Origin of the sequence: Streptomyces sp. NPDC008313, from assembly GCF_042956125.1 — a bacterium.
GTDB lineage: Bacteria > Actinomycetota > Actinomycetes > Streptomycetales > Streptomycetaceae > Streptomyces.
In genome coordinates this window covers 35,743-59,451 of the sequence record NZ_JBIBFR010000021.1, presented here as the reverse complement: position 1 = coordinate 59,451, position 23,709 = coordinate 35,743, and the positions used below count along the sequence as shown (strand labels likewise).

The following is a 23,709-nucleotide window of genomic DNA, read 5'->3' as shown; positions in this document are numbered from 1 at the left end:
CGCCGCTCGGCAAGACTGGGAGACGGCAAGCGCGCCGCCCACCGCTCGCCGGTCCGCTCCCTGTCGCCCCACCACCGACGACCGGCGGACGGTCGCCTGATCCGGGGGTTGACATGGTCACACAGAGTTTCGGAACACGGAGGCCGGGTGCCGCCGTCGCGGCGGGACTCGCCTTCGCGGCGGGGGTCTTCACGGCCCTCGCCGCCCAGCAGCGACGGTACGAGGAGCTGCGCCTGCGCGTCACGCGGGCCGAGCGGGACGGCCGCCGGGAGGTGCGGCTCGCGGAGCAACAGCGCCTGCAGGCCTACCTGCTGGACAAGGCGCTGAGCGATCCGGACCTCGCGGCGGTCATGAGCACCATCGAGGAGGTGGACCCCACCCGGCGCCGCCAGTACCTCTTCGCGAACGCCATGTACACGAACGTCCTGCTCGCGCACCGCGTCGGAGTGGTCAACCGCGAGGAGCTCCACGGCCACCTTCGAGTGATCTGCCAGAGCGCGCCCTTTCGCGGCTACTGGCACGCAACCCGCCACCACCGGGCGAGCCTCCCGGCGGGCTCCGAGGAGGCCGGGGTCGGCCGCATGGTCGACGCGCTCATCCGTGATCTGGAGGAGGCGGACACGGACGAGTGGTGGGTCGTGGGTGAACTTCCGCCGGAGGAGGACCAGCACTGAGGCACGAACACCCCGCCCTGTGAGGCCAGTTGGCCTATGGGGCGAGCGAGCCGAGCCGTCGGCCTCGGATACGCTTTTCCCCGTTTCAACCATTGACTCGAGAATCGGGGTTCCCTTTGAAAATCCTGCGCCGCATCGGTGCGTCCCCGCGTGAAAGAGGCAGCCTGTCCGGCGAGACCTGCCCCGACATCTTCGAGCTCAGCGACGGCAACTTCGCCGTCGTGGGCACGGAGGCGACCGCCGTGCTCGACAGCGAGCTTCCCGCCGACGCCGCCCGCGCCGACTACGAGCGCATCGTCGTCGTCAGCCGGGAGACCCTGCTCCGCGCCAAGGCGGACATCCCCGACGCGTGAGATCCCGTCCCAGCGTCGGCGCACCCCGCCCTCACTGACTTCCGTCCCGGTACGTCCTCCAGGCCACCCCACCGAGGTAGCACCCGAACGCTCGCGAGCCGGCCGACCCCACCCTCCCCGGCCACCGCTCGTCCCGAACCGCCGAGGTCCGACACCACACCAGAACGGTGCCGGACCTCACGCATGTCCCGGACCACCGGGCCACCGCCCGGCACTCACCGCGCCACTCCCCCCGCCGCCCGCCGCCAGCCGCCAGCCGCCCAGCGCTCACGGAGCCGCTCCGCACGACGTGCGGCACTCGCTGCGCCACTCCGCTCGACGTGCAGACTCGCCACGCCACTCCGCACGACGTGCAGACTCGCCGTGCCACCGCTCGCGGCGCAACAGGGCGCTTCCCTGCCGACATCGCGCGCCCCGCGTATGGATGCGCGACCTCCGCGTCCGCGCACTCCGCTGTGCGCCCCCGAAGCGCTCTTACGCTCGACGCGCCCTTGCGTCCGACCCACCTGCCACACTCGGCGCAGTCAGGTCAGGCTCACCTGTGTGAGTACGTGTACGGCGGTCTCCCGCGGCCTCGAAGAGCCGGTGGCCGGGACCGCGGCCACCGCGAGGACCGGCTGCTCATCGAGCAGCCGGGGCCGTGGGGCGCCAAGGCGCTCACGTCGAGCCACCTGGACCGGGACCTGGGCCGCGCCCTGGAGGCCGCGGCGGCGGGCACCGGGGTACGGATCGCGTTGATCCGCCGCCCGGGCCGGCACGCGGACCGCCGCACACCGGCCGTACGCCGTGTGTACGCGGCCCACACGACCCCCGGGAACGCATGGCTGCACGGGGCCCTCACGTCCGACCCCGGCGAGCTGCTCCGCCTCGACTTCGACGCGCTCGGCAGCGGCTCCCCCCACACCTTCGACGCGGTACTCCGGGGCGAGCCCCACACCGGCGACCCCCTCGCCCTCGTCTGCACCAACGGCAAGCGCGACCGCTGCTGCGCCCTCCTCGGACGCCCCCTGGCCGCCGAGCTCTCCGCCTCCGGGGCTGAGGGCGTGTGGGAGGTGACCCACCTGGGCGGCCACCGCTTCTCCCCGACCCTCCTCGTCCTGCCGCACGGGTACGCGTACGGCAGGGCCGAGGCCCACGCGGTCAAGGAGATCCTCCAGGGCGTGCGGGAGGGGCGCGTCGTCACCGAGGGGTGCCGCGGCCGTTCCGCCTGGGATCGCCCCGGACAGGCGGCGGAACTCGCGGTGCGCGCGGAGACCGGCGAGGACGCCGCGGACGCGCTGCGCGTGGTCCGTACGGACGGGAGCGCGCCGCGCTGGGAGGTGACCGTGGCCCACACCGACGGGCGGGTGTGGCGGGTCACCGTCGCGCGGGGCGCCTCGCTGCCGCCCCGCGAGGAGAGCTGCGGCTCGCCGCTGGGCTCCCCCGCGCGCATGGACGTGGTCGCCGTACGGGAGCTGCCCCGAGCGGCCGTCCCGGCCGTCTGCTGACACCGGGCCGCGTCTCTTCTGTGTGCGGGCGCGCCGTATGCGTCGTACAGGCCGTGCGCGGTGTGTGCGCGTGCGTGCCGATGCGCGGCGTGCGTGCCGATGCGCGGCGAGGTCCGGTCGGCACCGGAGGTACGTACACCGGAGGTCCGTACGGCGGGGAGAAGCGGGAGATCCGCGCCACACCCCCTACGGCGTCGCCCACCCGTCCCCGTACCGTCGTAGCCATGAGCCCCTCTCCCCCCGTACGACGACTGCGCCTCGGTCTGCCGCGGCGGGTGTTCTCGCAGGTGCTGCTGATGCAGGTGGCCATCGCCGCCGGAGTCGCCGTGCTCGCGACCGGGCTGTTCCTCGCACCGCTCAGCGCCCAGCTGGACGACCAGGCGATGCGGCGCGCCCTCGCGATCGCGCAGACCACGGCGGCCCAGCCGCAGATCGCCGAGGACCTGCGGACGACCCGGCCGACCGTGGACGGTCCCGTGCAGACCGAGGCGGAGCGGATCCGCAGGGCGAGCGGCGCCGAGTACGTCGTCGTCATGAACCTGCGAGGCGTCCGCTGGTCACACACCGACGAGAAGCGCATCGGCGGAATCGTCTCGACCGATCCCAGCGAGGCGCTGTCCGGCCGCGCGGTCATGGAGATCGACAGCGGCACCCTGGGCCGCTCGGCCCGCGGCAAGGTCCCGCTGCGGGACGCGGACGGCCGCATCATCGGCGCGGTCTCGGTCGGCATCGAGTACGACAGCGTGCGCGCCCGCCTGATCCACGCGATCCCGGGGCTCTTCGCGTACGCGGGCGGCGCCCTCGCGGCCGGCGCGCTGGCCGCGTACCTGATCTCGAGGAGGGTCCAGCGGCAGACCCGCGACCTGGCCTTCTCCGACATATCGGCGCTTCTGGCGGAGCGCGAGGCGATGCTTCACAGCATCCGGGAGGGCGTCGTCGCGCTGGACCGCTCCGGCCGCGTACGCCTGCTCAACGACGAGGCGCAGCGCCTGCTGGGCCTGGACACGGAGGCCCTCGGGCAGCCGCTCGACGACGCGCTCGGGCCCGGCCGGACGACCGACGTGCTGGCCGGCCGCGTCACCGGCACCGACCTGCTCACCGTCCGCGGCCAGCGCGTCCTGGTGGCCAACCGGATGCCCACCGACGACGGCGGCGCCGTCGCCACCCTGCGCGACCGGACGGAGCTGGAGCAGCTGGGACGCGAACTGGACTCCACGCGCGGCCTGATCGACGCCCTGCGCGCCCAGGACCACGAGCACGCCAACCGGATGCACACCCTGCTGGGGCTACTGGAGCTGGAGATGTACGACGACGCCGTGGAGTTCGTCGGTGAGGTGGTCGGCGACCACAGGGTCACGGCGGAACAGGTCACCGAGAAGATCCACGATCCGCTGCTCGCCGCGCTGCTCGTCGGAAAGGCGACCGTCGCCGCCGAGCGCGGAGTGGCCCTGTGGATCTCCGAGCGGACCCTGTTGCCGGACCGGCTGGTCGACCCGCGCGGACTGGTCACCGTCGTGGGGAACCTGGTCGACAACGCGCTCGACGCGGTCGCGGGCACCCCGCACGCGCGCGTGGAGGTCGAACTGCGCGCCCAGGGACGTACGACGGTGCTGCGGGTCCGGGACACCGGGCCCGGAATCCCGGCCGACCGGCGCGAAGTGATCTTCACCGACGGGTGGTCGACCAAGGAGCCCCCGGCGCACGGCAAACGCGGCATCGGACTGTCCCTGGTGCGCCGGCTGGCCGAGCGACAGGGCGGCAGCGCCCGGGTCACGGAGGCTGACGGCGGCGGCGCGGACTTCGTCGTCGTCCTTCCGGAGAGCCTCACCGACCCGGAGTTCACAGCTGAGCCGGAGACGGAGCCCGGGCCCGGGGTCACGCGGGCCGCGGCGCGGAGCCGGGCACTGCAGCGGACGCGGACGCCGGCGGAGGAGGACTCGCGGTGATCGAGGTACTGGTCGTGGACGACGACACCCGGGTCGCGCGGGTCAACGCCGCCTACGTCGGGAAGGTGCCCGGCTTCCGGGTCGCGGGCGAGGCTCACAACGCGGCGCAGGCGCTGCGCGCGCTGGAGGAGCTGCCCGGTGTGGACCTGGTCCTCATGGACCACTATCTGCCCGACGACACCGGTCTCTCGGTGGTCCAGGAGATGCGGCGGCGCGGGCACCAGACCGACGTGATCATGGTGACCGCGGCCCGGGACGTCTCGACCGTCCAGGCGGCGATGCGCCAGGGGGCATTCCAGTACCTGGTCAAGCCGTTCGCCTTCGCGGGCCTGCGCGCCAAGCTGGAGGCGTACGCCCGGCTGCGCCGCACCCTCGACGGCGGCGGCGAGGCCGAGCAGACCGAGGTGGACCGGATCTTCGGCGCCCTGTCCGCGGACAGTGAGCCCGGCCTGCCCAAGGGGCACTCCCCCACCACCGCGGATCTCGTCCGGCGCGCCCTGATGGACGCGGAGGGCCCGCTGTCGGCCCAGGAGGTCGCCGAGCGGACGGGACTGAGCCGGCAGACCGCCCAGCGCTATCTGAAGCTCCTGGAGCGCACGGGACGGGCACGGCTGAGTCTGCGATACGGCGACGCGGGCCGCCCGGAGCACCGTTACGTCTGGGCGGCCCGCGCCTGAGGCACGGCGGGAGAGGCGGGTGGTCCCCGTCCCGCCGTGCGGCCGGCGGGACCGTTCGGTCAGCGGGCCGGTTCGGTCAGTGGAACCGTTCGGTCAGCGGGCGGCCTTCTCCGCGAACTCCGTGGTGTAGGTCTTGCTCAGGTCGACGTCGGCGTTCTTGATGTTCGGGTTGAACGCCTTGAGGACCCTCTCGACGGTCTCGGGGCCGTTCTCGGGCATCACGCCGTCCTCGGTGAACATCGGCAGGGTGCTCTTGATCGCCCCGGCGTAGATCGTCCGGTCGCCCTGCGAGTAGTCGTCGGGCATCTTGGCCGCGATGGCGGACGCGCTGTGCGTGGACATCCACTTGAGCGTCTTCACGAAGGCGTTGACGAGCTTCTGGACGGTCTTCTTGTGGCCGTTCACCCACTCCGTCTGCATGTAGAGGCTGGACGACGGGTACGGCCCGCCGAGCGCCTCCTGCGACCCCTTCGGCGTCCGCATGTCGAGGAGCACCTTGCCCGCGTTCTTCTTCAGGATCGTGGCGACGGTCGGGTCGGTGGTCATGCCGCTGTCGATGGCGCCCTGCTGGAGGGCCGAGATGAAGGTCGGACCCGCGCCGACGGCGACCGGCGTGAATTCGCTGACCTTCACGCCGTTCTTCACCGCGAGGTACTTCGTGAGGAAGTCGGTCGACGAGCCCAGCCCGGTGATGCCCAGCTTCCTGCCCTTGAAGTCGGCCGGCGACGTGATCTCGTCCGCCTTCCTGGCGGAGACGATCTGCACCTCGCCGGGAGCACGCGAGAACTGCACGACGGACTCCACCGCCTTGCCCTTGGTCTGCAGATCGAGCGTGTGGTCGTAGAAGCCGACGGCGCCCTGGACCTGGCCGGAGACGAGGGCGGTCTCGGCCTGGACACCGGCCGGCTCACTGAGCAGTTCGACGTCGAGGCCCTCGGCGTCGAAGTAGCCGAGCCGCTGGGTGAGCATCGCGGGCAGGTAGATGACCTTGTCCAGGCCGCCCACCATGATCTTGACGTGCTCCCCCTTGCCGTCGCCCTTGTTGGCGCCGCTGTCCGCGGTGGAGCCGGCCGCGTCGTTGGCGCAGGCGGTGAGCGAGGAGAGGGCGAGCAGTCCGGAGGCGGCGAGGGCCGCGTATCTGACGGTGGTGCGCATGGTCGTTCACGTCCTTGTGAGAGGCGGTGCGGGGAAAGGAGGCGAGAGGGGAGCGGTCAGCGTTCGGAGTCCGACGGCTTCCACCGGAAGATGCGGTTCTCCGCGAAGGTGAGAACGCCCTCGGCCAGCAGGGCGACGACGGCGAGGATGACCATCGCGGCGTACACGCCCGCGGCGTTGAAGGTGCCCTGCGACTGCGCGACGAGCAGGCCGATGCCCTTGGTGGCGCCGATGTACTCGCCGACGATGGCGCCGATGAGCGCGAAGCCGAAGCTGACGTGGAGGCTGGTGAAGATCCACGAGGTGGCGGACGGGACGACGACCTGGAGGGTGACCCGGCGGTCGCTCGCGCCGAGGATCCGGGCGTTGGCGACCAGGTCGCGGTCGACCTCGCGGGCCCCCTGGAAGGCGTTGAAGAAGACCGGGAAGAACACCAGGACCACCGCCGAGGCGACCTTGGAGGCCGGTCCGAGTCCGAACCAGATCACGAAGATCGGCGCCAGCACGATCCTCGGGATCGAGTTGAGCACCTTGATGTACGGGCCGAGGACGTCCGCGAGAAAGGCGATCCGTCCGAGGGCGATGCCGAAGACGACGCCGGAGACCACGCCGATCCCCCAGCCGAGCAGGGCTTCGTGCAGCGTGTACCAGACCTGCTCTCCGAGGGAGCCGAGCGCCGTCCCGTGCGTCACCCACACATAGATCTGGTCCCAGATCTTCGACGGCATCGAGAAGTTGAACGGATCGATGACCTCGGCCCGCGAGAGCAGTTCCCACAGCCCGAGGACCACCACGAAGAGTGCCGCCCGGGCGGCCAGGATCACCACCCTGCGTCTGCGGGCGGCACGCGCGCGTGAGTACGCGCGATCCGGCTTGGCCGTGTCGACGGCGGCCGGCAGGGAGACGACCTCAGGCGACATGTGCTGCGCCCCTCTCACGGGTGATGCGGACCTCTTCGCCCAGGGAGTCCCAGATCTCGCGGTAGATCTCGATGAACCGCGGCTCGAGGCGTACCGACTCGACCTTGCGCGGCCGTGGCAGGTCGATGTCGAAGACGTGCTTGACGGTCGCGGGTCCGGCCGTCATGACGACGACCTTGTCGGCCAGGGCGATGGACTCCTCCAGGTCGTGGGTGACGAAGACGACCGAGGCGCCCGTGCCCTCCCACAGCTCCAGCAGTTCGTCCGACATCAGGGCCCTGGTCTGCACGTCGAGTGCCGAGAACGGCTCGTCCATCAGCAGGATCTCGGGGTCGTTGACGAAGGTCGCGGCGAGAGCCACGCGCTTGCGCTGGCCGCCGGAGAGCTGGTGGGGGTAGCGGTCCTCGAACGCCGAGAGCCCGACCCGGGCCAGCCATTCGCGGGCCCTGCGCTTGGCCTCCGCCTTCGGCACACCGCGAAAACGCGGGCCCGCCATGACGTTGGACAGCACCGTCCGCCACGGGAAGGTGGCGTCCTGCTGGAAGACGAAGCCGACCTTGTCACCGACTCCGACGACCGGCTCGCCGGCCACGCGGACGTCACCCTCGGTGGGCTCCTCCAGACCGCTGACGAGGGTCAGCGTGGTCGACTTACCGCAGCCCGTGGGCCCGACGACGGCCACGAACTCACCGCGGCCGACGGTCAGGTCCAGCTGGTTCACGGCCGTGTGCAGACCCCCCGACGGGGTCCTGAAGACCTTGCTCGCGCCCCGCAGCTCGATGGCGGGGCTGTTCTCTGCGCTCATGGGCCGGGACCGTAGGTGTGGTGCGGGCCACAGCGTCAGTCTTCTGGGCGCAAGGCATTCTTCTGCTTGCAAGAGTCTGTTGTGCTCGTTTTGCGCGCGCTACAACAGCGGAGCCGAAACACGGGCCGACGGCTCGACTGGCCTTGACGGAAAGAGGCCCGATGATTGACGTCCTGGTCGTGGACGACGACTTCCGCGTCGCCGAGATCAACGCCAAGTACGTGGGGAAGGTTCCCGGTTTCCGGGTGGCCGCCCGGGCACACAGCGCTGCCCAGGCCCTGGCCGGGCTGGAGCGGGCGCCCATCGACCTGGTCCTTCTCGACCACTACCTTCCGGACGAGACCGGTCTCGAACTGGTCCACCGGATGCGCGAACGCGGCCACGGCACGGACGTCATCATGATCACCGCGGCGAGCGACGTGGTGACCGTCCGGGCCGCGATGCGCCTCGGCGCCCTGCACTACCTGGTCAAGCCGTTCACCTTCGCCGCGCTGCGCACCCGCCTCGACTCCTACGCGGCACTGCGCCGCACCGTCGACCGGGTGGGCGGCCGGGGCGTGGCCGGCCAGGAGCAGGTCGACCGGATCTTCGGGGCCCTGCGGACCACGGCCGCACCCACCTCTCCGGGGCTGCCCAGCGGCCATTCGGAACCGACCACGGATCTCATCTGCGAGGTGCTGCACCGCGCCGACCATCCTCTGTCGGCCCACGAGGTGGCCGCCGAGACGGGCCTCAGCCGCTCGACCGCCCAGCGGTACCTCCGCCACCTCGAACAGGTGGGCCGACTGCGGCTCTCACTCAAGTACGGGGACACCGGGCGGCCCGAGCACCGCTACGCGTGGGTGGCACCGTAGGCCCCCCACCGCCGGGCACCTCTCCAGGAGGCAGCGGGCGGCGGAGTGGAGCGGAAACGCGGCGTGGCGTCCCAATGCCGGTGCTCACGGCTCACACCGCCCCGGCGCCTGTCAGCGACCGCACCTCCGTCTCCGCGTGCTTGGCCTCGTCCGGCGGCTGTGCCGAGGTGAGCGTGCCGAGCCAGCCCGCGACGAAGCCCAACGGGATCGAGACCAGACCCGGATTCTGCAGGGGGAAGTACTGGAAGTCGACGCCGGGGAAGAGTGATGCGGGGCTGCCCGAGACCACCGGGGACAGCAGCACCAGCACCAGCGAGGGCACCAGGCCCCCGTACACCGCCCACACCGCGCCGCGCGTCGTGAATCCGCGCCAGAACAGCGAGTAGAGCAGCACCGGCAGATTCGCGGAGGCCGCGACGGCGAAGGCCAGCCCGACCAGGAACGCCACGTTCAGATCGCGGGCGAGCAGTCCCAGCGCGATCGCCACGACACCGATCCCGACCGCGGCGGCCCGCGCCACGGCCACCTCGCTGCGCGGCTTCGTCCGTCTCCTGCGCAGCGACGCGTAGAGGTCGTGCGCCACGGAGGCCGAGGAGGCCAGGGTGATCCCGGCGACGACCGCGAGAATCGTGGCGAAGGCGATGGCCGCGACGACCGCGAACAGGAGTGTGCCCCCGGTGGAGTCGGCGCCGCCACCCAGGTCGAGCGCCAGCAACGGCACCGCCGTGTTCCCCGCGGCGTTCGACCCGCGCACCGCGTCCGGGCCGACGATGGCGGCCGCGCCGAACCCGAGCACGATCGTCATCAGGTAGAAGCCGCCGATGAGCCCGATCGACCAGACCACCGAACGGCGCGCGGCCCGGGCCGTCGGCACGGTGTAGAAGCGGGACAGGATGTGGGGCAGCCCCGCCGTGCCCAGCACCAGCGCGAGGCCGAGACTGATGAAGTCCAGGCGAGCCGTCCAGTCGCCTCCGTACTTCAGCCCGGGCGCGAGGAACGCGTCGCCGTGACCACTGCGCTGCGCCGCCGAACGCAGCAACGCGTCGAAGTCCCCGTGGAACCGCGCCAGGACGAGCACGGTCAGGGCGATCGCCCCGCCCATCAGCAGGACCGCCTTGACGATCTGGATCCACGTGGTGGCCCGCATCCCTCCCAGCGACACGTAGATCACCATGAGCGCGCCGACGCCGACCACGGTCCACGCCTGCGCCGCCCCGCTCCTGCCGCCCAGCAGCAGGGCGACGAGGCTGCCGGCGCCCACCATCTGCGCCACCAGATACAGGACGGACACGGTCACCGAGGACGTTCCCGCGGCGATCCGCACCGGTCGTTCACTCATCCGCGCGGCGACGACGTCGGCCAGCGTGAACCGTCCGCAGTTGCGCACCAGTTCCGCGACCAGGAACAGGACCACCAGCCAGGCGACGAGGAACCCGACCGAGTACAGCAGCCCGTCGTAGCCGAACAGCGCGATGAGACCGGAGATACCGAGGAAGGACGCCGCCGACATGTAGTCGCCCGCGATGGCAAAACCATTTTCCATCGGGGAGAACAGACGCCCGCCCGCGTAGAACTCCTCCGCCGAACCGTGCCGGTTCCGGCTCACCCACGTCGTGATCCCCAGTGTCACCGCCACGAACGCGCTGAACAGCAACAGCGCCAGTGCCTGATGGTTGCCGGTCACCGCTGCCCCTCTCTGACGTTCCGCGTCAGCTCCTGCGTGTCCCACCGCAGATCGAGCGCCGCCCGGTCCCTTCGCAGCCGCGCGTGACGCGCGTACGCCCAGGTGAACAGGAAGGTGGTGAGGAACTGTCCCAGCCCCGCGATCATCGCCACGTTCAGCTCGCCGGCCACCGGCCTGGCCATGAACGCGTGCGCCGTCGTCGCCGTCACCACGTAGGCCACGTACCAGGTGAAGAAGACGGCGACAGCCGGGATCACGAACCTCCGGTACCGCCGTCGCACCTCCTGGAACGCGGCGCTGCGCTGCACCTCCAGGTAGACATCGGCCGTACCCCTGCCATCCCCGTGCTCCGAGCGCGCGGGCGGCACGGCGAGGGCCGCCGGAGCCCCCGTCCCGTCCAGTTCACCCCAGCCGGAGGCCAGTGCGTCGTACCAGGGGTCGTCGGACCGCACCTTCCCGGTGTCGCGACCGTCGTGCTGTTCCACCGAACTCTCCTTGTCCGCGACCCGTTTCGGCCACGTGCCCAAGGATGGGCAGAACGGGAAGATCTCGGACTTGTTACTCCCCCCTCTTCACCCCATCAGGTGACTCCATCGCCTGGTAGTCGTACAAGACCCTTCCCATAGGCATAACGCACCGCTTGGGCCCGGTCTTTGAGTCCGGTCTTGGCGAAGAGGTTGTTGATGTGTGTCTTCACGGTCGCGGTGGAGACATGCAGTCTCCGGGCGATCTCCTGGTTGGTGAGGCCTTCGGCGATCAGCACCAGCACCTCGGTCTCGCGTGCTGTGAGCCCGTCCGGAGCCTGCGCGGGCGGCTCCCGCCGCGGCTCCGACAGGCGCTCCAGCAGCCGCCGTTGAACGCGCGGCGAGAGTCCCGCCTCCCCCGACAGCACGCTCTCCACGGCCCGCACGATCTCGTCACCGCCCGCGTCCTTGGTGAGGTAGCCGCGAGCCCCCGCCCTGAGCGCGGGGAACAGTGACTCGTCGTCCGCGTACGTCGTCAGCACGACGACCTGCGTGCCCGGATACTCCGTGCGGATGCGCCGGGTCGCCTCCACCCCGTCGCAGCGCGGCATGCGAAGGTCCATCAGCACGACGTCCGGAGCCAGTTTCCCCACGAGTTCCACCGCTTCGAACCCGTCCGCGGCCGCGCCCACCACCTCGACACCGGGCAACAGCCCGAGGAGCATCACGATGCCCTCACGCACCACGGTCTGGTCGTCCGCCACCACCACCCGCGCCGGCTTCTTCCCCTCCTCCTCCGTCACAGCGGCACCCTCAGCGTCACCACGAATCCCTCCTCACCTGGCCCGGCCTCCAGTGAGCCGCCCAGCAGCTCGGCACGCTCCCGCATGCCCAGCAGACCGTACCCGGCTCCCGAGCCGGTCAGTTCCCCCGGCGGTCCGCCCGAGTCCCGGACGTCCAGGGTGACTTCACTCTCCCCGTAGTCCAGGCGCAGACGGACCGCGGCGCCCGAAGCGTGCTTGCGCACGTTCGTCAGGGCCTCCTGCGCCACTCTGCGCACCGCCTGCGACGCCTCGGCCGGCAACGGCCGCCGCTCCCCCGTCACGGTGACGTCCGCCCGGTCGGCGGCGGCGAGTTCGCTCAGTAACTCCTCCACCGGCGACATCTCACCGCGCAGCGCGGACAGCGCCTGACGGGTCTCCGCCAGCCCTTCGCGGGCCATGCCCCGCGCCGCCACCACACGTTCATGGATCTGCTCCCTGTCCGCGCCCCTCTCGATCAACAGCCGGGCGGCCTCCAGGTGTACGAGCTGCGCCGAGAGACTGTGCGCCAGCACGTCGTGGATCTCCCTCGCGATCCGGGACCGCTCGGCGAGCGCCGCCGACTCCGCCTCCGCCGCCCGAGCCGCGCGCTCCTGCGCGAGCAGGCGCAGGGCACTCGCCCGGGCCTCGGCGTCGAGCCGCAGCACATAGCCCGCGAGGCCGAGTCCGCCCACCGTGGCCGCGGTGGCGATCCAGCCGTCGTGGTTCAGGACGGCGAACGCCCCCAGTGCGACGCAGGCGACCGGCAGGGCGGCTGTGAGCGGCAGTCTCTCCATCGCCGTGACGGCGCACCCGCACAGCAGGACGACCGCCGGCAGCCGGAACCCGACACCCTGTGCCACCATCCCGGCGCCGAGCAACGCGGCGAGGAGCGCCAGCGACGGAAGCAGACGGTGCTGAAGTGTGGCTCGGTAGAAGGCCCACACCGCCAGGGCGCACAGCAGGGCGCCGAGACAGGCCGCCGCGGCGCCCCATCCGCTCAGGTCGCCGTCCGTGAAAATGGCCCACAGAAGCACACCGAGCATCACCAGACGCGAGGCCAGGGTGAGCGACCGCCGGGGCTTGGACACTCCCTCGTGGGCGAGCGCCTCCCGCGAGGGCCAGCGCGTCCAGGCGTCCGGTGTCACACGGGCTCCTTCCGCAGAGGCAGGTGCACGGCATCACCGTACGCCGGGCTCGGCGGGTCCAGCGGGCGCAGGAACTGCGACCGCCACGCCAGGACGCCGCCCCGCACGAGCAGGGTGGAGGCCAGCCCGAGCAGCAGGGCCGGGGTGTCCTGGCGCACGCCGAGCAGAACGCCGATGCCGAAGAGGCCGAGACGCAGGGCTATGCCTCCGAACCAGACGGCCGCGCTCGCCCTCGTGCTCGCGCTCCACGCCGTGCCGTCCGGGTCGGTCCACACCCGGGAGGTCCAGGCCCAGCCGGCTCCGATTCCCATGCCTATGAGCAGCTCGGCGCCGAGCAGCGCTGCGGCCGCGGCCTGGTGATGAGGGTCGAGCAGCCCGGGTTCACGCAGGGCGACGAGACCCAGGACCGCGGGACCGGCCCACCACCGCCTGCCCGTGCTGATCCTGCGCGCCCGGAACTGACGGGCGACGACCACCACGACGACGACGAGGATCAACACGGCATCGACAAGCCCTGACATCACGGCCTCCGTGTGCGACGAAGAACGAAAGCCGGCAGCGAGTTCTGCCGACGCCTTCGACGCTACGGAAATGGGCTGGTCAGGAGATCGGCGCGAGGGTGGATGGCGGGTGGATCATCTTCCGGGTGACCGCTCCACCCAGGGGTGGAGCGGCCCTCCGGGCTCCGCTGCGTGCTGCTCCTCGCCTGGGGGAAGGCATGCCCGAGGTGTCACGCGTCGATGCGGGACCGGTCCAGCGTCGCGGCCGAGTTCGAGATGAACTCCTTGCGCGGGGCGACGTCGTTACCCATGAGCAGGTCGAACACCTGCTCGGCGGAGTCGAGGTCGGAGATGTTGATGCGGCGCAGGGTGCGGTGACGCGGGTCCATCGTCGTCTCGGCCAGCTGGTCGGCGTCCATCTCACCGAGGCCCTTGTACCGCTGGATCGAGTCCTTGTACCGGACGTTCTTGCGCTGCAGCTCCAGAAGCGTCTCGCGCAGCTCGCGGTCCGAGTACGTGTAGACGTACTTGTCCTGGCCCTTCTTGGGCTGGCTGAGCTCGATCCGGTGCAGCGGCGGCACCGCCGCGAACACCCGGCCGGCCTCGACCATCGGCCGCATGTACCGCTGGAACAGCGTCAGCAGCAGAATGCGGATGTGCGCGCCGTCGACATCCGCGTCCACCAGCAGAATGATCTTCCCGTAGCGCGCCGCGTCGATGTCGAAGGTCCGCCCCGACCCCGCTCCTATGACCTGGATGATCGCCCCGCACTCGGCGTTCTTGAGCATGTCCGTGACGGACGCCTTCTGCACGTTGAGGATCTTGCCCCGGATCGGCAGCAGCGCCTGGAACTCGGAGTTCCGCGCGAGCTTCGCCGTACCGAGCGCCGAGTCGCCCTCGACGATGAACAACTCGCTGCGCTCCACGTCGTCGCTGCGGCAGTCGGCGAGCTTGGCGGGCAGCGAGGAGGACTCGAGGGCCGTCTTGCGGCGCTGCGCGTCCTTGTGCTGCCGTGCGGCGATGCGCGTGCGGGCCGCGGCGACGGCCTTCTCCAGGACGACGCGGGCCTGTGCGGCCGTGTCCCGCTTCGTCGAGGTGAGGAACGCCTTCAGCTCCTTGGTGACCACGTTCGTCACGATTCGGCGGGCCGCCGAGGTGCCGAGCACCTCCTTGGTCTGGCCCTCGAACTGCGGCTCCGCCAGACGCACCGTGACCACGGTCGTCAGCCCTTCCAGGGCGTCGTCCTTCACGACGTCGTCCTCGGCCACGCGCAGCAGCTTCTTCGTGCGCAGTACTTCGTTGACGGTCTTGGTGACGGCCTGCTCGAAGCCCGCGACGTGGGTGCCGCCCTTGGGAGTGGCGATGATGTTCACGAACGACCTGAGGGTCGTGTCGTAGCCGGTGCCCCAGCGCAGGGCCACGTCGACGCCCAGCTCACGGGTGACCTCGGTGGGCGTCATCTGGCCGTGCTCGTCCAGGACGGGAACCGTCTCCTTGAAGGTCCCCTGCCCGGAGAAACGGAGTACGTCGCAGATGGCCTTGTCGGTGGCGAGGTACTCGCAGAACTCGCTGATGCCCCCGTCGAAGCGGAAGGACTCCTCGCCCTTGCTGCCGCCGTCACCGAGCCCGTACTCGTCGCGCACGACGAGGGTCAGGCCGGGGACCAGGAACGCGGTCTGGCGGGCGCGCTGGTGCAGGTTCTCCAGGGAGAGCTTGGCGTCCTTGAGGAAGATCTGGCGGTCCGCCCAGTAGCGCACGCGCGTGCCGGTGCGGTTCTTCGGGATCTTCTTGAGCTTGCGCAGTCCGGCCGAGGGGTCGAAGGCGGCGTCCGGGCCGTCCGCCTTGAACGCCCCCGCCGTCCCCCGCCGGAAACTCACCGCGTGTGTGTGCCCCCCGCGGTCCACCTGGACGTCCAGCCGGGCGGAGAGCGCGTTCACCACGGAGGCGCCCACACCGTGCAGGCCGCCGGAGGCCGCGTAGGAGCCGCCGCCGAACTTGCCGCCGGCGTGCAGCTTCGTCATCACGACCTCGACGCCGGAAAGGCCGGTCTTGGGCTCCACGTCCACGGGGATGCCGCGGCCGTTGTCCCGCACCTCGACGGAGGCGTCGTCGTGAAGGATGACCTCGATGTGGTCGCAGTAGCCTCCGAGGGCCTCGTCGACGGAGTTGTCGATGATCTCCCAGAGGCAGTGCATCAGACCGCGGCTGTCGGTCGATCCGATGTACATACCGGGGCGCTTGCGTACGGCCTCGAGCCCTTCGAGGACGAGCAGGTGCCGCGCGGTGTAGTTGGAACCGTCCCGGTCTGCTCCGGTCAGCAGCGCTGTGGACGGCACGGACGTCTCGGCGGTCACGCGGTTCGCTCCTCGCTGAATTTCAGATCGCACCCTTTGGGGTAAGGGCTCGGCTTCGGTCGCCGGTCCGAGGGTACCGAGGCCTGGTAGAGCGGTTGTCACGCCACCCTCGTCTTGAACTCAGACTAGTCCAGAGTCGTATACCTGTTCGATCCCTCGTTGGAGTGAAGTACATATCACGTTCCCTTCCAGGCATGAACCATTTAGGCTCCGGGCACGTCCTCATGAACAACCGGCAAGCCAGCCGGGAGGACCGACCACCGACAGACAGCGCGAACCCGTAAGACACAAAGACACGCAATACGGCTCATTCGCCGCCAACCGGTAGCAGACAGCCACCTCGGAAAGAAATTTTCGATGAGAAGCCACGAGCGGGAACGTTTTCGGCCTGGTTGGATGTTGACCCTGGTACGACAGCTCGTCGAGCTAGAGAAGAGGCGACGTGACTACTGTTCTGACCCCCGCGAGCCCGCTGACGGCCGCTGACCGCTGCGACCGTTGCGGCGCCCAGGCATATCTGCGCGTCGTCCTCATCAGCGGCGGTGAACTGCTCTTCTGCGCCCACCATGGCCGCAAGTTCGAGCCGGAACTCAAGAAGATCGCCGCTGAGATACAGGATGAGACGGAGCGGCTCACGACCGTTCCGGCAAGTGACAACGACGAAGAACGCTGACACTTCGCATCAACGACGAGCCTGATCCGGCGACAGGCCGGCGAGCGGGCGGCCACCTCCGCTACAGGAGGTGGCCGCCCGTACTCGTACCGTCCGCCAAGCGGCCTCAGCGGCTCTCGCTCACCGTCCGGATGACGTCCGAAATGCGCGTGTAGACGCCGGGGCTTCCGGCGTTCCCGCATCCACTCCCCCAGGAGACCAGGCCTATCACGCGCCCCAGGGCGACCAGCGGTCCGCCACTGTCCCCCTGGCAGGCGTCCCGGCCGCCCGCGACCTCGCCCGCGCACACCATGGACCCCGCCTGGTACTGCCCTTCCGCACGGCCGGGATACGCCTGCTCACAGACGGAGTCGTCCAGTACCTCGACGCGGGCGGCGCGCAGCGTCCGCGCGTAGTCGCCGATCCCCGTCGTGTCGCCCCAGCCGTAGACCACGGCGGCGGTCCCCGGCGTGTAGGCGGGGTCTCCCGGGCCCGCCATGCCGATGGCAGAGCCTTCGGGAAGCGGCGTGACAAGGGTCAGAACGGCGAAGTCGCCGGCGTTCGTGTCCGGGTCGTACGCCGGGTTGACCCAGGTCTCACGCACCGGGATCTCCTGTCCGCCGGCCCCCAGCAGATCCCCACGGCCCGCTATGACCTTCAGGTCGGGAACGCCCTCGGGCGGCGTCCTCAGTACGTCCTCGCCCATGCAGTGGGCCGCGGTGAGCACGGTCGAGCGGTCGACCGCCACACCCCCGCAGAACTGCCCCGCCCGGGTACCCCCGAACCGGTCACGGCTGGTGAGCGCCACGGTCCAGGGAGCCTGGTCGATGTCGACCGGATAGCCACCGACGACAACGCTGTCGGCGGCCGCGGGACCCGGCGCCGCCAGCGGTATCGCGGCGGTCATGGCCGCGAGGGCCAGCGCTTGGACGAAGGGACGGCGCATGCGCGCTCCTCACTCTGGGACGGGTGTGGGAAACCCAGAGTGATCCCTCGTGCGCAGACCCGCACCCGCACCTCGCGCGCGCACGGCGGAGGGCCCGGCTCCACACGGGAACCGGGCCCTCCGTGACGTACACCCGCGCCGGCGAGGCGGCAGGGGCTCAGTCCAGGTAGTCGCGCAGCACCTGCGAACGCGAAGGGTGGCGCAGCTTCGACATCGTCTTCGATTCGATCTGACGGATGCGCTCGCGCGTCACCCCGTACACCTTGCCGATCTCGTCGAGGGTCTTCGGCTGACCGTCGGTGAGACCGAACCGCATGGAGACGACGCCCGCCTCGCGCTCGGACAGGGTGTCGAGGACCGAGTGCAGCTGCTCCTGGAGGAGGGTGAAGCTGACCGCGTCGGCCGGGACGACGGCCTCGGAGTCCTCGATGAGGTCACCGAACTCGCTGTCCCCGTCCTCACCCAACGGGGTGTGGAGCGAGATGGGCTCGCGGCCGTACTTCTGGACCTCGATGACCTTCTCAGGGGTCATGTCGAGTTCCTTGGCCAGCTCCTCCGGGGTGGGCTCGCGGCCCAGGTCCTGGAGCATCTGACGCTGCACGCGCGCGAGCTTGTTGATGACCTCGACCATGTGCACCGGGATACGGATGGTGCGGGCCTGGTCGGCCATGGCGCGGGTGATCGCCTGACGGATCCACCAGGTGGCGTACGTGGAGAACTTGTAGCCCTTGGTGTAGTCGAACTTCTCGACCGCGCGGATCAGACCGAGGTTGCCCTCCTGGATGAGGTCCAGGAAGAGCATGCCGCGGCCGGTGTAGCGCTTGGCCAGGGAGACCACCAGACGGAGGTTCGCCTCCAGGAGGTGGTTCTTGGCGCGGCGGCCGTCCTCGGCGATGATCTCCAGCTCGCGCTTGAGCTTCGGCGCGAGTTTGTCGGCGTTGGCCAGCTTGTCCTCGGCGAACAGACCGGCCTCGATGCGCTTGGCGAGCTCGACCTCCTGCTCGGCGTTGAGCAGCGGGACCTTGCCGATCTGCTTGAGGTAGTCCTTGACCGGGTCGGCGGTGGCACCGGCGGCGGCGACCTGCTGGGCGGGGGCGTCGTCCTCGTCCTCGTCGGACAGCACGAAGCCGGCGCTCTCGGTGCCCTCGGGCTCGTCGCCCGTCTTGCCCGACGCGGGGGTCTCCTCCGCCGACTCGTCGTCGGCCAGCTCGGCGTCGTCCTTCTTGGCGGCGGTCTTCCTGGCCGTCGCCTTCTTGGCCGTCGCCTTCTTCGCGACAGCCTTCTTGGCCGTCGTCTTCTTGGCGGCTGCCTTCTTGGCGGGCGCGGCGTCCTCGGCGGAATCGTCGGCGGCGGGCTCAGCAGGCGCGGTGGCGGCGGTGGCCTTCTTGGCGGTCACCGTCTTCGCCGCCACGGTCTTGGTGGCGGTGCGCTTGGCCGGACTCTTCGCTGCGACGCTCTTCCGGGTGCGCTTGGGCTCCGCGGCACTGACCATCAGCGTCACACCCTCTTCCTCGAGGATCTGGTTGAGGCTGCGCAGTACGTTCTTCCACTGAGTGGCCGGAATCTGGTCAGCTTCGAAGGCCCGACGCACGTCATCGCCGGCGATCTGCCCCTCAGCCTTTCCCCGCTCAATGAGCGCCATGACAGAGACGGACTCGGCGATCTCCGGCGGGAGCGTACGGGATGTGCTGGCCGACACGAACAACCTCTCGGAACGTTGGAAAACGGCTTCCGGCCCCATGTCCTCCTGTGGACAGGAACCGACGACCGCCGGCTGAGTGATGGGCCGACGGCGCGTGCGGGTGCCGGGACGAGTCACAGCGCCATGAACGGCGTCCGTATTCCCTTCTCGGCTGTCACCTCTTAGGTCATCGCGCTGTTCCGAGGAGCGTTACGCCCAATCCACGTGGCCCGAGTCACACCCCGTAAGCGTGCAAATACTTTCATTTGGTGTCATACCCGGTCAGTATCGGGTGCACCCATCACACCGCCGGGCCCCCGCCGAGCCCCGGAGAGCGGAAAGGGGCCCGACGGAAGGCGCTTCGCCGGGCCCAGGAGGGCCACGGCGGATCATCCACCGGACAGGGCCCCGGGCAACGGGGCCGCGCGGGGCCACGGGGCCGCACCGCGATCGCGCCGCCCGCGGAACGCGCTCAGTGCTCTCGCGGGGCGGGCACCACCCGCTCCGCCTCGGGGTGGATCGTGAGCAGCTGGCGCATGGCCGCCTCCGCGGCCGGGCCGTCGCCGGCGGCGAGCGCCTCCGCGATCCTGGCGTGGTGCGCCACCGACGCGTCGCTCGGACGGTCACAACCGGTGACCGGGCCTCCGGAGACCTGGAGGGCCGCCGACACGATGCCCGACAGGTGTTCGAGCATGCGGTTGCCGGCGACCTGGATGAGCAGCGAGTGGAACTCGGCGTCGGCCCGCGAGAACGTGAGCACGTCTCCCTGCGCCATGGAGTGGCCCATGATCTCGACCATGTCGCCGAGCCGCTGCTGGACATCCTCGCGTCCGTGCCCGGCGGCGAGGCGGGCGGCGAGCGGCTCGATGGTCCACCGCAGCTCGCTCAGCTCACGTCGCTGGCCGTCGCGCTGTGGCCCGTAGGCCCGCCACTCGATGATGTCGGGGTCGAGCAGGTTCCAGTCGCTGACGGGACGCACGCGCGTGCCCACGTTCGGGCGGGCGCTGACCAGCCCCTTGGCCTCCAGGACACGGAGCGACTCCCGGACGACGGTGCGGGAGACCTCGAAGCGCTGGCCGATCTCCTCCGGCACGAGCGGGCGGTCCGCGCCGAGGTCGCCGGAGACGATCATCTGGCCGAGCTGCTGAACGAGTTGGCCGTGCAGGCCGCGGCCGCGGCTGCCCGTGGCGCGTCGGCCCACGCGGCCCAGCTCCGGATCCGCGCTCTCCCACGCGGGGGCACCGACGCGATCGGGGCCGGAGGCCTCGGCGTAGGGGTAGCGGTCGAGTTCGCCCGGGCCGGCGAGGCCGGAGTCCGATCGGGCGGCGGTCATCATGGTGTGCGCAAGGGTACTCACGCATCCTTTTTCGGCGCTGCCCTCAACTGCCTTGAGGGCTTTGGTGAAAAGCACACGAAAGGGTGATCGCTCACCCCGTCGCAATTGACGCCTTATCGGAAAGAAATCGGGCATTCTGCGGGGAGTTGTGCGCACGACCGGAACGGAAGGGTCCGCCCGGTCGTCATCGGACCCTTCCGCGGAGGGTCGTGAACAGATAAGCGCAGAGCAGAGCCGTCAGGGACAACGTCAGCGCGCCTCCCACGGGTTGGGAGATCACCCTCGCCCCGGCCGCCAGATACCGCTCGCCTCCGAACGGCCACTGCATCAGCGGCAGTTCCCACAGCCTATGGGGAAGCCCGGCCGCCGTCCGCACGGACGGTCCCTCCCAGGCCCTCTGTACGAGCGGTACGACGAGGACCGGCACGGAGAGCACCGCCGCGAGCCCGGCCGTCGTGGACCGGAAGAGCCCTGCGGCGAGTACGCCCGCCCAGGCGCAGCCGACCACCAGCCCGACCCAACTCGCCGTGTCCGCGAGCCAGTCCTGGGGGACCCCCACGACCTCCCGTCCGTACACGAGGTAGAGCGCCTCGGCGTCGCACCCCACGGTGAGGAAGGCCAGCATCAACGCGGTGGACGCGGTGACGAGGAGCTTGGCCGCGAGCAGACCCAGGCGGCGCGGGACCGTGCCGCGGTCCACGGCGAGGGCGGGGTGGCGGAACTCGTCGCCGGAGGAGACCGCGCCGAGCAGTCCGGCGCCGAGTGCCGCCGGCGGCAGCGGCAGGTCGGCCGGCCACGCGGCCAGAAGCCGGGACAGAGGGGTGTGGCCGATTCTGGCGAGGAGGACCGACAGGACCGCCGAGGTGACGAGGACCGCCGCGGCCGTGAAGTAACCGGTGCCGATCCCGAGGGCGCGGCGCAGCTCGTAGCGCAGCGGACGCAGCGGGCTGGGCGCCTGGCGTACCGAGATGGCGGGCGGGAGGCGGTACGGAGCGCCCGCGGCCGTCGGCCGCACCGGAGCCGCCGCCTGCGCCGGGGCAGCGGTCCCGTCCGCAGGGCCCGGGGTGCCCGCCGGGCGGGGGGTGCCCGCCGGCCGGTGGGGCTCCGTCGACCCCGGGGCGCCCGCCGGCCTTCGCCGGTCGGTGGCGCCCGGCCCTCCGGCCGGGTCGGGGCCCTCGGTCTCGGCACGCGTCCGTGTGGCGTCAACAGGGCGGGGGGACGCGCGCTCGTCGGCCGCGGGCCTCCCGGAGCGAGCAGGCGACGGGGGCACGGGACCCATGTCTCCGATCTCGTCCGCGATTTGATGGACGAGGATGCCGTGCCGGAAGGCGGTCTCGCCGATGTCCGCACACGTACTGCCGTAGACCGAGAGCCGGTTGCCGTCCTCGCGCACGATCTCGACGGAACGACGCGAGGTGCGCGCCTCCTTGGCCAGTACGGCGCCGAGCCGGGCGGCGTACGGGCTCCGTACGGTGACACGGGGCCGGAGCCTGGTCCTCGCGAACTCGTCGGCGGTCTGGGCGGCGACGACCGCGCCCCGGTCGAGGGTGACGACCCGGTCGGCCGTTCGCGCCGCTTCCTTGGTGTCGTCCGTGGTGAACAGCACGGTGCCGCCCTGGTCGGCGTGCGCGCGCAGAAGCCCGTGCACCCAACGGCCTTCGCCCGCGCTCAGCCCACCGGCGGGGTCGTCGAGGACGAGGGCGTGCGGCCGCGGCAACAGGGCGCAGGCCAGAGCGAGACGGCGGTCCATCCCGCGCGACAGCGTGCCGAGGCGCTCGTCGCGCAGTCCGGCGAGACCCACCGCCTCGAGGACCTCGTCGGCGCGCCGCACGGAGACACCCGCGGCGGCGCACAGCATGCGCAGCTGACCGCGGACCGTGCGCGCCGGATGGCCCGGGACGTCGCCGAGCAGCGCGCCCACCTCCCGCGACGGATGGGCGATCCGGTGCAGTGGCCGGCCTCTGAAATAGGTGATCCCACGCCCCTGTTGCAGTTCGAGCATCAGCCTCAGCACCGTCGTCTTGCCCGCACCCGGGGCACCGACGAGCGCGGTGACATCACCGGCGCGCGCCTCGAAGGAGACGTCGTCGACGGCGGGCAGAGGCTCCTTGCGGGTGCTGCTGGTCAGTCCGATGGCCTGGATCACCCAATGCAAGATAGCGCTGTATGCCCGTTTTGTCGGGCAACGTGAGCCTGGCCGGGCGACAGTCGGCCCGCAGTCGGTCGCGAGGACCGGCTTTCGACGGCCGGCGCCTCGGCCGATCCCGCCTGCCCGCGGAGCCGGTCAGACGTCCGGGCGCAGCATCGGCGGGTTGAGCAGCGTGGCGCCGCCCGCCCGGAAGAGCTGGGCCGGACGGCCGCCCTGTCGTGTCGTCGTGCCCCCTGTGGGCACCAGGAAGCCGGGGGTGCCGGTCACCTTGCGGTGGAAATTGCGCGGATCCAGAGCCACGCCCCACACCGCCTCGTACACGCGACGCAGCTCCCCGACGGTGAACTCGGTCGGGCAGAAGGCGGTGGCGAGCGAGGAGTACTCGATCTTGGACCGGGCGCGCTCCACACCGTCCGAAAGGATCTGCGCGTGATCGAAGGCGAGAGGCGCCATCTGCTCTCCGTCGCGCCCGTGGCCGCCCTGCTGCAACAGCTCCTCGACGGGGGCCCACCGCGCGCTGTGGGCGTCGCCGCCCGCCACGGGCGCGGGCAGGTCGGGGGCCAGCGCGAGGTGGGCGACGCTGACCACCCGCATCCTCGGGTCACGCTTCGGGTCGCCGTACGTCGCGAGTTGTTCCAGGTGCGCGCCCTTGTCCTGGGCGGGCGCGGCAGGCTCATGAGCGCACAGCCCCGTCTCCTCGACGAGCTCCCGCGCGGCGGCCTGCGACAGATCCTCGTCCGGCCGTACGAAGCCGCCGGGCAGCGCCCACCGCCCCTGGAACGGCTGCTCGCCTCGCCGCACCGCCAGCGCGCACAGGGCGTGGCGGCGCACGGTCAGCACGACCAGGTCCACAGTGACAGCGTAGGGCGGGTAGGCCGACGGGTCGTAGGGCATGCCGTGATCATAGTCGTCTTCCTGACGATAAACACTCCCTTCACCGGTCGCATCAGTGACCGATCCACATCGGATGACCGGCCCGCCACGATCTCCGCCCTTCTACGGCCGGAGGGGCGGCCTGTGGGGTCACGCCCCGTCATACCCCCAACTGGAGCCTCTCCGCCTCCTCCACCACCGCCAAGCCCGAGTCTGCCGACGCGAACGGAGAAGGAGGCACCCGCGACCCG

The 23,709-nt window shown here is 71.0% G+C and carries 20 protein-coding genes and 1 pseudogene; 7 read left to right on the top strand and 14 right to left on the bottom strand.

Annotated elements, in window-relative coordinates; genetic code table 11:
- Nucleotides 1–113 precede the first annotated feature (113 nt).
- The 5 genes and pseudogenes from ACFY93_RS25790 to ACFY93_RS25770 all read left to right on the top strand — a co-directional run bounded on the left by ACFY93_RS25790 (nucleotide 114) and on the right by ACFY93_RS25770 (nucleotide 5,137).
- Entirely contained in the window at nucleotides 114–674 is a 561-nt protein-coding gene (locus ACFY93_RS25790) for a DUF6082 family protein (protein ID WP_391363265.1), read from the top strand.
- Nucleotides 675–790: 116 nt separating this feature from the next.
- Entirely contained in the window at nucleotides 791–1,027 is a 237-nt protein-coding gene (locus tag ACFY93_RS25785) for a hypothetical protein (protein WP_391363263.1), read from the top strand.
- Between the two features lie 543 nt (nucleotides 1,028–1,570).
- Nucleotides 1,571–2,514: pseudogene (locus ACFY93_RS25780) on the top strand (sucrase ferredoxin).
- Between the two features lie 224 nt (nucleotides 2,515–2,738).
- Nucleotides 2,739–4,460, top strand: coding sequence for an ATP-binding protein (locus ACFY93_RS25775; RefSeq protein ID WP_391363261.1), 1,722 nt, complete (start codon nucleotides 2,739–2,741; stop codon nucleotides 4,458–4,460).
- Complete coding sequence (locus tag ACFY93_RS25770; protein ID WP_391363259.1) at nucleotides 4,457–5,137, top strand: response regulator; 681 nt, start codon at nucleotides 4,457–4,459, stop codon at nucleotides 5,135–5,137. The genes ACFY93_RS25775 and ACFY93_RS25770 overlap by 4 nt, the downstream gene beginning before the upstream one ends.
- A 93-nt stretch (nucleotides 5,138–5,230) precedes the next feature.
- Here the strand turns inward: ACFY93_RS25770 and ACFY93_RS25765 are convergent, their stop codons facing one another.
- From ACFY93_RS25765 to ACFY93_RS25755, 3 genes are read right to left on the bottom strand one after another with little or no spacing between them, the layout of a single operon-like run.
- Nucleotides 5,231–6,292: an ABC transporter substrate-binding protein gene (locus tag ACFY93_RS25765; protein WP_391363257.1), complete on the bottom strand. Its 1,062-nt coding sequence runs from the start codon at nucleotides 6,290–6,292 to the stop codon at nucleotides 5,231–5,233.
- 56 nt (nucleotides 6,293–6,348) lie between these two features.
- Complete coding sequence (locus ACFY93_RS25760) at nucleotides 6,349–7,212, bottom strand: ABC transporter permease subunit (protein ID WP_391363255.1); 864 nt, start codon at nucleotides 7,210–7,212, stop codon at nucleotides 6,349–6,351.
- Nucleotides 7,202–8,017: an ATP-binding cassette domain-containing protein gene (locus ACFY93_RS25755; RefSeq protein ID WP_391363253.1), complete on the bottom strand. Its 816-nt coding sequence runs from the start codon at nucleotides 8,015–8,017 to the stop codon at nucleotides 7,202–7,204. Before ACFY93_RS25755 ends, ACFY93_RS25760 begins: the two co-directional genes overlap by 11 nt.
- A 161-nt stretch (nucleotides 8,018–8,178) precedes the next feature.
- Here ACFY93_RS25755 and ACFY93_RS25750 point away from each other — a divergent pair, with 161 nt between their 5' ends.
- Nucleotides 8,179–8,871 carry a response regulator gene (locus ACFY93_RS25750; protein WP_391363251.1) on the top strand — a complete coding sequence of 231 codons (693 nt, stop codon included), beginning with the start codon at nucleotides 8,179–8,181 and terminating at the stop codon, nucleotides 8,869–8,871.
- Between the two features lie 91 nt (nucleotides 8,872–8,962).
- Here ACFY93_RS25750 and ACFY93_RS25745 read toward each other — a convergent pair whose 3' ends face one another.
- The 6 genes from ACFY93_RS25745 to ACFY93_RS25720 all read right to left on the bottom strand — a co-directional run bounded on the left by ACFY93_RS25745 (nucleotide 8,963) and on the right by ACFY93_RS25720 (nucleotide 15,821).
- Entirely contained in the window at nucleotides 8,963–10,555 is a 1,593-nt protein-coding gene (locus ACFY93_RS25745; protein WP_391363249.1) for a cation acetate symporter, read from the bottom strand.
- A complete protein-coding gene (locus ACFY93_RS25740) occupies nucleotides 10,552–11,040 on the bottom strand; it encodes a DUF485 domain-containing protein (RefSeq protein ID WP_391363248.1) in 489 nt (162 codons plus the stop codon). Before ACFY93_RS25740 ends, ACFY93_RS25745 begins: the two co-directional genes overlap by 4 nt.
- A 95-nt stretch (nucleotides 11,041–11,135) precedes the next feature.
- Nucleotides 11,136–11,822, bottom strand: a complete 687-nt coding sequence (locus tag ACFY93_RS25735; protein ID WP_391363246.1) for a response regulator — start codon at nucleotides 11,820–11,822, stop codon at nucleotides 11,136–11,138.
- Entirely contained in the window at nucleotides 11,819–12,967 is a 1,149-nt protein-coding gene (locus ACFY93_RS25730) for a histidine kinase (RefSeq protein WP_391363244.1), read from the bottom strand. Before ACFY93_RS25730 ends, ACFY93_RS25735 begins: the two co-directional genes overlap by 4 nt.
- Entirely contained in the window at nucleotides 12,964–13,488 is a 525-nt protein-coding gene (locus ACFY93_RS25725; RefSeq protein WP_391363243.1) for a DUF1453 domain-containing protein, read from the bottom strand. The genes ACFY93_RS25730 and ACFY93_RS25725 overlap by 4 nt, the downstream gene beginning before the upstream one ends.
- 209 nt (nucleotides 13,489–13,697) lie before the next feature.
- Complete coding sequence (locus ACFY93_RS25720) at nucleotides 13,698–15,821, bottom strand: DNA gyrase subunit B (protein WP_391363241.1); 2,124 nt, start codon at nucleotides 15,819–15,821, stop codon at nucleotides 13,698–13,700.
- A 442-nt stretch (nucleotides 15,822–16,263) separates the two neighbouring features.
- Here ACFY93_RS25720 and ACFY93_RS25715 point away from each other — a divergent pair, with 442 nt between their 5' ends.
- Nucleotides 16,264–16,494 carry a hypothetical protein gene (locus ACFY93_RS25715; protein ID WP_391363239.1) on the top strand — a complete coding sequence of 77 codons (231 nt, stop codon included), beginning with the start codon at nucleotides 16,264–16,266 and terminating at the stop codon, nucleotides 16,492–16,494.
- Between the two features lie 106 nt (nucleotides 16,495–16,600).
- Here the strand turns inward: ACFY93_RS25715 and ACFY93_RS25710 are convergent, their stop codons facing one another.
- From ACFY93_RS25710 to ACFY93_RS25690, 5 genes are all read right to left on the bottom strand, one after another.
- Nucleotides 16,601–17,419: a trypsin-like serine protease gene (locus ACFY93_RS25710; RefSeq protein WP_391363237.1), complete on the bottom strand. Its 819-nt coding sequence runs from the start codon at nucleotides 17,417–17,419 to the stop codon at nucleotides 16,601–16,603.
- A 157-nt stretch (nucleotides 17,420–17,576) separates the two neighbouring features.
- On the bottom strand, nucleotides 17,577–19,118 hold the full coding sequence (locus tag ACFY93_RS25705; protein ID WP_391363235.1) for an RNA polymerase sigma factor: 1,542 nt from the start codon (nucleotides 19,116–19,118) through the stop codon (nucleotides 17,577–17,579).
- A 454-nt stretch (nucleotides 19,119–19,572) separates the two neighbouring features.
- A complete protein-coding gene (locus ACFY93_RS25700; RefSeq protein WP_391363233.1) occupies nucleotides 19,573–20,457 on the bottom strand; it encodes an FCD domain-containing protein in 885 nt (294 codons plus the stop codon).
- Nucleotides 20,458–20,620: 163 nt separating this feature from the next.
- Nucleotides 20,621–22,582 carry an ATP-binding cassette domain-containing protein gene (locus tag ACFY93_RS25695; RefSeq protein ID WP_391363231.1) on the bottom strand — a complete coding sequence of 654 codons (1,962 nt, stop codon included), beginning with the start codon at nucleotides 22,580–22,582 and terminating at the stop codon, nucleotides 20,621–20,623.
- Nucleotides 22,583–22,720: 138 nt separating this feature from the next.
- A complete protein-coding gene (locus ACFY93_RS25690; RefSeq protein WP_391363229.1) occupies nucleotides 22,721–23,479 on the bottom strand; it encodes an NUDIX domain-containing protein in 759 nt (252 codons plus the stop codon).
- Nucleotides 23,480–23,709: the final 230 nt, after the last annotated feature.

Excerpts from the sequence above, each read along its gene's own strand:
- ACFY93_RS25765 (WP_391363257.1), bottom strand. The coding sequence starts at position 6,292 with ATGCGCACCACCGTCAGATACGCGGCCCTCGCCGCCTCCGGACTGCTC.
- ACFY93_RS25725 (WP_391363243.1), bottom strand. The coding sequence starts at position 13,488 with ATGTCAGGGCTTGTCGATGCCGTGTTGATCCTCGTCGTCGTCGTGGTG.
- ACFY93_RS25775 (WP_391363261.1), top strand. The coding sequence starts at position 2,739 with ATGAGCCCCTCTCCCCCCGTACGACGACTGCGCCTCGGTCTGCCGCGG.
- ACFY93_RS25755 (WP_391363253.1), bottom strand. The coding sequence starts at position 8,017 with ATGAGCGCAGAGAACAGCCCCGCCATCGAGCTGCGGGGCGCGAGCAAG.
- ACFY93_RS25750 (WP_391363251.1), top strand. The coding sequence starts at position 8,179 with ATGATTGACGTCCTGGTCGTGGACGACGACTTCCGCGTCGCCGAGATC.
- ACFY93_RS25710 (WP_391363237.1), bottom strand. The coding sequence starts at position 17,419 with ATGCGCCGTCCCTTCGTCCAAGCGCTGGCCCTCGCGGCCATGACCGCC.
- ACFY93_RS25790 (WP_391363265.1), top strand. The coding sequence starts at position 114 with ATGGTCACACAGAGTTTCGGAACACGGAGGCCGGGTGCCGCCGTCGCG.
- ACFY93_RS25690 (WP_391363229.1), bottom strand. The coding sequence starts at position 23,479 with ATGCCCTACGACCCGTCGGCCTACCCGCCCTACGCTGTCACTGTGGAC.
- ACFY93_RS25760 (WP_391363255.1), bottom strand. The coding sequence starts at position 7,212 with ATGTCGCCTGAGGTCGTCTCCCTGCCGGCCGCCGTCGACACGGCCAAG.